Annotated in this window: 14 protein-coding genes; 13 read left to right on the forward strand and 1 reads right to left on the reverse strand. The window is 61.5% G+C overall.

The window, feature by feature from the left end; translation table 11 throughout:
• The first annotated feature begins 84 nt into the window (after positions 1-84).
• The 6 genes from FW784_RS10640 (at position 85) to FW784_RS10665 (ending at position 3757) form a co-directional block, all read left to right on the forward strand.
• A complete protein-coding gene (locus FW784_RS10640) occupies positions 85-552 on the forward strand; it encodes a DUF5063 domain-containing protein (RefSeq protein ID WP_187770775.1) in 468 nt (155 codons plus the stop codon).
• Positions 553-1053: 501 nt separating this feature from the next.
• Positions 1054-1512 carry a DUF6326 family protein gene (locus FW784_RS10645; protein ID WP_149353322.1) on the forward strand — a complete coding sequence of 153 codons (459 nt, stop codon included), beginning with the start codon at positions 1054-1056 and terminating at the stop codon, positions 1510-1512.
• Between the two features lie 472 nt (positions 1513-1984).
• Positions 1985-2293, forward strand: coding sequence for a hypothetical protein (locus FW784_RS10650; protein WP_149353323.1), 309 nt, complete (start codon positions 1985-1987; stop codon positions 2291-2293).
• A gap of 81 nt (positions 2294-2374) precedes the next feature.
• Positions 2375-2764 carry a hypothetical protein gene (locus FW784_RS10655; RefSeq protein WP_149353324.1) on the forward strand — a complete coding sequence of 130 codons (390 nt, stop codon included), beginning with the start codon at positions 2375-2377 and terminating at the stop codon, positions 2762-2764.
• A 209-nt stretch (positions 2765-2973) separates the two neighbouring features.
• Positions 2974-3225, forward strand: a complete 252-nt coding sequence (locus FW784_RS14665; RefSeq protein WP_205123609.1) for a hypothetical protein — start codon at positions 2974-2976, stop codon at positions 3223-3225.
• Between the two features lie 85 nt (positions 3226-3310).
• Positions 3311-3757: a hypothetical protein gene (locus FW784_RS10665; RefSeq protein ID WP_149353326.1), complete on the forward strand. Its 447-nt coding sequence runs from the start codon at positions 3311-3313 to the stop codon at positions 3755-3757.
• A gap of 41 nt (positions 3758-3798) precedes the next feature.
• Here FW784_RS10665 and FW784_RS10670 read toward each other — a convergent pair whose 3' ends face one another.
• Positions 3799-4008 carry a hypothetical protein gene (locus FW784_RS10670; protein WP_149353327.1) on the reverse strand — a complete coding sequence of 70 codons (210 nt, stop codon included), beginning with the start codon at positions 4006-4008 and terminating at the stop codon, positions 3799-3801.
• 146 nt (positions 4009-4154) lie between these two features.
• Here FW784_RS10670 and FW784_RS10675 point away from each other — a divergent pair, with 146 nt between their 5' ends.
• The 7 genes from FW784_RS10675 to FW784_RS14925 all read left to right on the forward strand — a co-directional run bounded on the left by FW784_RS10675 (position 4155) and on the right by FW784_RS14925 (position 8251).
• The gene (locus FW784_RS10675) at positions 4155-4517 is read left to right on the forward strand and encodes a hypothetical protein (RefSeq protein WP_149353328.1); all 363 of its coding nucleotides are present in this window, start codon (positions 4155-4157) and stop codon (positions 4515-4517) included.
• A 428-nt stretch (positions 4518-4945) separates the two neighbouring features.
• Positions 4946-5524 (forward strand): methyltransferase family protein, encoded by a 579-nt coding sequence (locus tag FW784_RS10680; RefSeq protein WP_149353329.1) that lies wholly within the window; start codon positions 4946-4948, stop codon positions 5522-5524.
• Between the two features lie 397 nt (positions 5525-5921).
• Entirely contained in the window at positions 5922-6356 is a 435-nt protein-coding gene (locus FW784_RS10685; protein ID WP_149353330.1) for a hypothetical protein, read from the forward strand.
• A 17-nt stretch (positions 6357-6373) separates the two neighbouring features.
• The gene (locus FW784_RS10690; protein ID WP_149353331.1) at positions 6374-6685 is read left to right on the forward strand and encodes a hypothetical protein; all 312 of its coding nucleotides are present in this window, start codon (positions 6374-6376) and stop codon (positions 6683-6685) included.
• Between the two features lie 211 nt (positions 6686-6896).
• Positions 6897-7148, forward strand: a complete 252-nt coding sequence (locus FW784_RS10695; protein WP_149353332.1) for a hypothetical protein — start codon at positions 6897-6899, stop codon at positions 7146-7148.
• Between the two features lie 71 nt (positions 7149-7219).
• Positions 7220-7657, forward strand: coding sequence for a hypothetical protein (locus tag FW784_RS10700; protein WP_149353333.1), 438 nt, complete (start codon positions 7220-7222; stop codon positions 7655-7657).
• Positions 7658-7738: 81 nt separating this feature from the next.
• Positions 7739-8251, forward strand: coding sequence for a DUF4124 domain-containing protein (locus tag FW784_RS14925; RefSeq protein ID WP_149353334.1), 513 nt, complete (start codon positions 7739-7741; stop codon positions 8249-8251).
• The last annotated feature ends 100 nt before the right edge of the window (positions 8252-8351 follow it).

Below are 8351 nucleotides of genomic sequence, written 5' to 3' on the forward strand. Positions count from 1 at the left end.
GAAGAATCGAGAGCTGGGGCCTAACAATTCGTCCAAGCCGACGCCGCTTCGCGGCGCGGCTTAACTCAGGTGTTAGGGCTCACTGTGCAGCTTTCCCCGGAAGTTGAAGCATTCAAAAGCGCAGCGGAAACCTACTGTGCATGGTTGGAAGCTCCTCCTGGCTCATCGAGCGAAGAGCGCCTCTGCGCGCTGCGGCATCTAACCCGGCTCTACGCGGCAGCGCTTGAGCTACCTAATGCCGAGCCGGAGGACTCAGATCCGCCTGACCTGCCCGAGAGCTACCGGCTCGCGGTCCGCCAACGCCTGTCTACGTTCCCCGTAGGTATGTACTGGCAGGTATACGACCCTTTCGTGGAGGAGCCGGACGGCCCCGGCAGTGGGTCGCTCACGGATGACCTGGAAGACACGTACGCTGATCTCAAGGAAGGCCTTGAGTGCTTCGGCACGCACCCGAATACAGCTATCTTCAACTGGCGGCTGCTCTTCACCGCCCACTGGGGCGCGCACGTCGTATCCGCGATACGGGCACTCCACTGGTACGACCCGGCGTGAGCCCTAACAATTCGTCCAAGCCGACGCCGCTTCGCGGCGCGGCTTAACTCAGGTGTTAGCGCCCATGAAATCAGCTCTAGTAGTCGTGGCGCTCTCAACAGCAGGGTGCGCATCACAGTCGGCCCTGACATTCCACGATGATTTTGAGCAGCACACCGGTCAGTGGGTCACCGTCTCGGGAACGTTGCTGGTCGGCGGCGAGCGCATTGTTCTTTGCCCTCCATCTGTCACTGAAGATGTGGAAGGCTGTCTGGCGGTCCGGGCCGAGGAAGCGAGTAAGACGATTTCTGCCCTACATGCCAAGTGCGCCATGGTTTCGGGCGTACTTCACCCACCGGAGCCCACACGCGCAGAACGCGGAGTCGGGATCAGGGGAAGTATTCGGGAAGCAAGCGCGGTGTCCTGCAATGGGCGCTAACAATTCGTCCAAGCCGACGCCGCTTCGCGGCGCGGCTTAACTCAGGTGTTAGGCGGCGCTCGAACATTCACGCAGGGGAAGTCATGAAAGCTGCAACCACGCTCCACGATGTTCGAGTTCCTACCCGCTACAAGCTGGCGGCCATCTGGGCCTCGGTGATGTCCTGCTTCATCTATGCCGATTACTTCGAGCTCTACGTGCCAGGCAAGCTGCAAGGCATGCTCGCCGGGCGCATGGAGCCGTTGGGGCCAGTCACTCAGGGCGTGCTGCTCGGAACCTCGGCCATGCTGGCGGTGCCGAGCCTCATGATCGCCCTGTCGGTGCTACTGCCACCCGGCCCGTGCCGATGGCTCAACCTCGTGGTCGGCCTGCTCTATGCCGTCCTCCAGTTGCTGGTCATTTCGCACAGCGGCTGGGCGTTCTACATCGGCTTCGGGCTCTTGGAAGTGGCGCTCATGGCCTTCGTCGTATGGACCGCATGGCGCTGGCCAACGGTAGTTGGTCAAGCCGCTGGCGGCGAAGTGCTCGTTGCCGCCGCCTAACAATTCGTCCAAGCCGACGCCGCTTCGCGGCGCGGCTTAACTCAGGTGTTAGCGCCCATGAAATCAGCTCTAGTAGTCGTGGCGCTCTCAACAGCAGGGTGCGCATCACAGTCGGCCCTGACATTCCAAGATGATTTTGGGCAGCACACCGGTCAGTGGGTCACCGTCTCGGGAACGTTGCTGGTCGGCGGCGAGCGCATTGTTCTTTGCCCTCCATCTGTCACTGAAGATGTGGAAGGCTGTCTGACGGTCCGGGTCGAGGAAGCGAGTAAGACGATTTCTGCTCTACATGCCAAGTGCGCCATGGTTTCGGGCGTACTTCACCCACCGGAGCCCACACGCGCAGAACGTGGAGTCGGGATCAGGGGAAGTATTCGGGAAGCAAGCGCGGTGTCCTGCAATGGGCGCTAACAATTCGTCCAAGCCGACGCCGCTTCGCGGCGCGGCTTAACTCAGGTGTTAGGCCCCAGACATGACCAAGCTAGCTCCGGGAGAGAAGATCGTCGCACTTGGCGTCTATCGCTACGCCGGCGAAGTCGAATGCGAATTGCGTATTGTTTTCAGCCCGGTCCGCTATGGAACGGGAGACTACGAGGATGATCCCGCCGTTGCGGAAGACCGCGTGGAAGATGCTTTCTATGTTCAGTACGGTTCCACTACAGAGCGAGGCGTGTTCAACAGTGGCACAGGGCCGTACCCAACTATCGAGCAAGCGCGTGCGGCCGCTGACGCTGCGCGTGGCATCGGTGCCACCGTCCGTTGGCTTCCGGCTGGGGCCTAACAATTCGTCCAAGCCGACGCCGCTTCGCGGCGCGGCTTAACTCAGGTGTTAGCTGCCTTTACCTACAACAAGGAGTGTGTCGTGAAAAAGACCATCGCTGCTCTTAGCCTCTCCCTCTGTCCGCTTCTGGCGATCGCCGGCCCGGGAATTCGATTCGATACGGTTCTGCTGAAAGCAGGAAAACCTGAAGTTCGTCAGAGCACGTGGGTCCCGTTCGGCCAGGAAGCCGTCATTGAAATTCCCGGCAAGGTCCGAGTCGTTGTCAGTGCGCAAACTCCGTCGGGCGAACGCTCGCGGGTGAAGGGAACTCTCTATCGGTTCTCCGGCGGCAAATGGGTTCAAGAGTGGGCGCCGGACATGCAAGGGGACCTTTCCAAGACTCCATCGTTCGAGAAGGATCTGCAGGGCACCGCTTACCACGTCGTTGTCATGCCCCGCGCCGCTAACGAACCGTCCTCGAGCGGCAGCTAACAATTCGTCCAAGCCGACGCCGCTTCGCGGCGCGGCTTAACTCAGGTGTTGGGCTGCACATGAAAGTATCCCTACTCGTGGCGGCTCTAATGGTCGCAACCTCATGCTCCACATCCGGCAAACACGCGTCCGGAAGCTCCGAACAGCGGGTTTGGTCCAGCAGCGAGCTAAACTCGCGCGCAAGAGAACTCGATGGAGTCGAGCTTGTGGTGGATGCGTATCTCATCCATGAACCTGAGAACTACGGCCTTTGGGATAGTGAGCAGGCCGCCCGCCAGGGAAAGCCATCGGCCTGCATATCGCTGATCTATCCCAAAGCAATCGCGGGACAGGTAATTGCCTCCAATCGAAGGCAGGTGCGCCTGCGCGGAACATTTGTGCGAAACGTCACCGCGGACAGCGGGATCTATCTGGGGCTGTGTAACTACACCGGGCTTCGCGTCGCGGAGGTTCTACGCTAGTGCAGCCCAACAATTCGTCCAAGCCGACGCCGCTTCGCGGCGCGGCTTAACTCAGGTGTTAGGGGGCTGGATGAGGTTTCTAGCGTTGCTGGCAACTACCGCTGCGCTTCTGCCGGCTTCGGCGCACGCTATCTGTGCCATCGAGCCACTCGAACCTGAACTCCGCGCCGCCGACGTGGTGTACGTCGGCACTGTCGTTCGGTCAGAACTGGCGCGTGAGCTTCCTTCGGCCGCAACCGCCGAGAACGTCTCGCAGCGCCGGGTAGAGCTGCGCCACACGCTCCGGCCTGACATTGTCTTTAAAGGCAATCCGGCCTCGGCGGCGTCCGTCATATCGGCATGGCAGTACAACCCGCCCAGGTCCAAGCGCACCGTTGAGTTCACTGAGTTGCCGGTCGTGATGCCGGGCGACACGCTTCTCGTCGTTGCCCGCACCGGCAAGCCCACAAACTTGGGCCTGTGCTCGCCTACCCGCAAGTGGAGCGCAGAAACAGCTGGGGTGGCGAGCGCGGTATTCCGGCCAGCCCCCTAACAATTCGTCCAAGCCGACGCCGCTTCGCGGCGCGGCTTAACTCAGGTGTTAGGCCCCGTGGTGTTGGTTGAACGCATCGTGCGCAGGTTGAAGTTCTGCCGCACCGTGCGGTTTCCGTCCGGCTCGCGTTGCAAATTCGCCGCGCATGCCGGTCCATTCGCGCCTTCGGCAGCTTCACCTAGGTTCCGGGCCTGGCTCAGCATGCCGCTCAACGCTTCGGGCGGCCGGACCTCTCGGCCATGCTGGCTCATGCGGTCTCACCTGCCGTAGCATCCGCTGCAGGTGTTGGCTCTTCCTTGTGTAGCTTCTCGCCAGGGCCGGGGCCTAACAATTCGTCCAAGCCGACGCCGCTTCGCGGCGCGGCTTAACTCAGGTGTTAGCCCTCAAGGAGAGTTCCATGCGCATGTACGTTGCCGTTGCATTTCTTCTTGTAACCACCGCAAGTCTTGCGGCGGACCCGACGCCGGAACAGGTTGAGGCTGGAGTAAAGAAGGCAGTCGTCTTCGAAGTTGTTCCCGACCTGGCGGGAAAGGCGACATCGTGTAAGTACTCGATGACGCAGGACAGAGCTACTAATCAGCCCGATCCTACATTTCACCCGTCAGACAAGTACGTCACTGATGCGTGTGAGAAGCTACGCAAGCGTCAGTGGGCGGTGAGGCGCAATACGATCGGAGCTGTTCAGCCCGTATATGACTACTGTCAGTGGTCTGAAGTGATCCCGGATAACGCTATCTGTCGCGTGGTTCCTCAGCAATGAGGGCTAACAATTCGTCCAAGCCGACGCCGCTTCGCGGCGCGGCTTAACTCAGGTGTTAGCGCCCACGCCGGAATGCAATGCGGTTGTCGGGCTAATCGCTCTTCGAGCTTCGTAGCTCACGGCCACATCGGCTCGTAGGTTCACGGCTGCAAGCTCGCGCCGCTCCAATCTGCTCGCCGCGGTCATCGCCCGATCGGCGGCGCCAACTTGCCGGCCACATCGGTTCCGGCGTCGTCACCGGCCTCGCCGTTCGGCGCGCCTGCGGCGCCCCGCTCCCGCTGTCTCGCGGGTCTCGCTCTTCGTGCCAGAATCCGGCCACGTGGAGCAGCGGGCCAGTATCCCGGCGCGTGGGCTCTAACAATTCGTCCAAGCCGACGCCGCTTCGCGGCGCGGCTTAACTCAGGTGTTAGGTGCCACAGGAGAGATGCATGCTGTCGCTATTAGGTCTCGCCCTCCGGCTCACCTGGCTTGTCGTGCTGGGCTATTGGGCGTGGTCCGCACGCTCAGTCAAGGCGGCTGCATCCACGGAATCGTTCGGCATGCGCTTGGCCGCTTACTGGTTGCCGCTGCTATTCGCCGGCCTCTTGCTCGGGCCCGGGCGTTGGTTTGGTCACTCGTGGCTTCGCGATCAGTTTGTGCCGCACACCATGCCGGTCTTCGCGGTCGGCCTTGCGCTGGCCATGGCCGGCGCAGCGTTGTGCATCTATTCCCGGATTCTTCTCGGACGGAACTGGAGCGCCACGGTCCAGCTCAAGCAGGACCATGAGCTCATCCAATCTGGCCCATATCGCTCCATCAGGCACCCGATCTACACGGGCTTCCTGTTGCTCTTCCTCGGCAGTGCCGTACTTACCGGCGATTGGCGCGGGCTCCTCGCGGTCGCCATCGTCTTCGTTTCGTTTTGGCGCAAGCTGCGGCTGGAAGAGAAATGGTTGGGCCAGCACTTCGGCCCCGCCTATCAGGCGTACCGCGAGCGCACCAAAGCACTGATCCCGGCAGTGCTTTAAGGTGGCACCTAACAATTCGTCCAAGCCGACGCCGCTTCGCGGCGCGGCTTAACTCAGGTGTTAGCGCCCACACTGGGAAGCACTCCGGCGCTTGAATTGTTTCGTCGCGTCCGAGCTTTGCGTCGCTTCCGGCCCGTTTCGCGGGACATATCTCGGGCGGCTTGGCTCTGCAGCAACACGGCGCCTGTCAGTCGTCGCAGCCAACCGCAGTTGCATCCGGGCCGTTGTCTTCGCGCTCGTCGGCTTCCGGCTTCGCAGCCGCATCCAAGCATCGCTTTTCGTGCAACACTTTTGCCTCGTGGAGCGGCACGCTCGTATCCGGGCGTGTGGGCTCTAACAAGTCGTTCAACCCGACGCCGCTTCGCGGCGCGGGTCAACTCTGGTGTTAGGCCCCTTGTTGAGCAAACTCGCCGCCGCAGTTGACCACGCGCTCAGCCGAGTCTTGCTCGGTCTGTTGGGCGTTCTCGTCACTGCATCCATTGGCGTGTTCGCGCTGGGGTTCGTGTCGGTCAACCCCTTACGGGAACCGGCGGCATTTCTGGTGGGCCTCGGCGGCTGCTTGGGGCTCCTCGGCTGGTGGCTGCGCGTCGCTTTCCGCTCATCGTCGCTTGCTCGCCGTCCACGTCTGCGGGGCGCAACTGGCGCGTCTTTGTTGCTCGGCTTGGCTACCGTTCTGTATCAGCTCGCGAGGTTGCCGCTAAGCGCCGGCGCGCTTCCATTCCTTGCGGTCGTCGGCGCCGCCGCGATCTTTATGTTCTTGGGCACGCTAGGCATCGCCGGTTCGGGGCCTAACAATTCGTCCAAGCCGACGCCGCTTCGCGGCGCGGCTTAACTCAGGTGTTAGGCGTCATGGAGCCACTTCTGCAGCAAGCGTATGAGGCCCTGCTTGATCTCGAGGAGCGGTTTGGTGCTCGCCTCTCGAACCGCGATGCAATTCTGGAAGAGATCCAGGATGGCGGGTCCTCCTATCGGATAGACCTAGCAAGCTTTAACGGGTTGGTCCGAGAGCTCGCCGCGTCTATTCCTGATTTGGGCCCGGAAGAGGCACTTGCCCGTTTGGTACGCATCAGGCTGCTGTCACTGGCGCTCGAGGAAGAGTTCCGGAGCCTATCGAACTCTATCGAGAAAGCAGTCTCGGAGCTTTCCGGCCATGTCGCCTAACAATTCGTCCAAGCCGACGCCGCTTCGCGGCGCGGCTTAACTCAGGTGTTAGGCCCCAGAGGAAGCAATGCGCCTACTTGCAGCAATAGCACTACTTCTCCTTACCGCTTGCTCGAGTTCGCAAGCACCGGCACAGGACCGTTGGCACCAGCTCGCCGAAGAGTCAGACCGACTCACGTCGACTTTTAGTGGAAAGGTATGGGAGCAGCAGATGCTGCCTATCCACAACGCCTTCTGGGCAGGCGTGGTCGATGTGTGCGGGCCGCAGATGCGAGCGGCGGGAATTGAAAAGTTCCAGGCCGTCGCCGTGATCAGCGCGGATGGCACCGTGACCGAATACCTGCCGGATTCCTCAGCCCCGCCGCTCCGATGCTTTTCGAAGCAAATGGTTGGCCGGAAATATCCGGCCCCGCCGCAAGCTCCGTTCTACGAGCGCTATACCGTCAGCCTTGGCGGCAGCTAGGCTGGGGCCTAACAATTCGTCCAAGCCGACGCCGCTTCGCGGCGCGGCTTAACTCAGGTGTTAGGCCCCGCATGAAGCTTTCGATCCCATTGACGTCTCCCTGGAAGGATCTGCTGGCTCACGGCCTACTGCTTGCCGGGATATTGGGCCTTGTCGCGCTGGCGCATTTCGGTTCTCGCAACCCGGACACGACGGCGGCCCTCGAGCGGGCCTATCCCGGCCAGCTCCCGGTGATCGTTTCGGCACGCTATGCGACCGGGCCGCAGCACAGCACTGGGCGGGTCAGCTACGTCCTCCTGCCGTCGTTCTTCGCTCACTCCCGCTTGGTAACAGCTGAGCGCCGCAACGCGGAGCCCGTAAGGCTTTCAGAGTCAGGTGCAGTGCCGTTTCCGGTTCTCGCCCTGCTAGTGCTGGCGCCAGCTGTCCCGTACTTCCGTGGTCGTTGGCGTTGCCGCAGGGCGGGGCCTAACAATTCGTCCAAGCCGACGCCGCTTCGCGGCGCGGCTTAACTCAGGTGTTAGGCGCCAAATGCTGCCTGATGGCGATCGGAAGAAAGCGTCCGTTAGACTCAGCGCGTCAAGGGGAACTCTATGCGAATCTACGTCCAAGCCACTGGCGCCGTGTTGCTGGTTTGCCTCGCCTGTGTCCCGCTGTGTCGGGCGCAGCAGATATATAAGTGCAAGAACAATAGCGGTGTTTTTGCGTACCAACAGACCCCTTGCGCAAATGTGTCGGCCACTCAAAGTGTGCGCGGCTATACCCCTGTCCCAGATGCGCCTCGGAACTACGCACCGCAGCGCAGATACGCTTCGCCAACCGGCTATGCCGCGCCTAGCGGCAGCAGTGCAGGCTCAGCGATGATTTCGGGCGGCGGCATTATGCAAAATCAGCAGCGCTATCCCACTCGTGAAGAAGAGGCTGCCGCTCGGCGCGCACAGCGCCGGAGTCAGGGCGGTACAACGGCGACTCTCCTCGAACAGCCGACCGTCGTAACCGATCAATACGGCGGTCGCTATCAGAAGCCTCCGGGTTCAAACATCGTCATTGATGAACGTACTGGCAAACCATGCTTCCTCGTTGGTCAGACACTCGAATGTCATTAGCTATCGACACCGCAAGGTTGGCGCCTAACAATTCGTCCAAGCCGACGCCGCTTCGCGGCGCGGCTTAACTCAGGTGTTAGGCCCCAGATGATGGTCATCG

Source organism: Cognatilysobacter lacus, assembly GCF_008274655.1.
GTDB classification, from domain to species: domain Bacteria; phylum Pseudomonadota; class Gammaproteobacteria; order Xanthomonadales; family Xanthomonadaceae; genus Cognatilysobacter; species Cognatilysobacter lacus.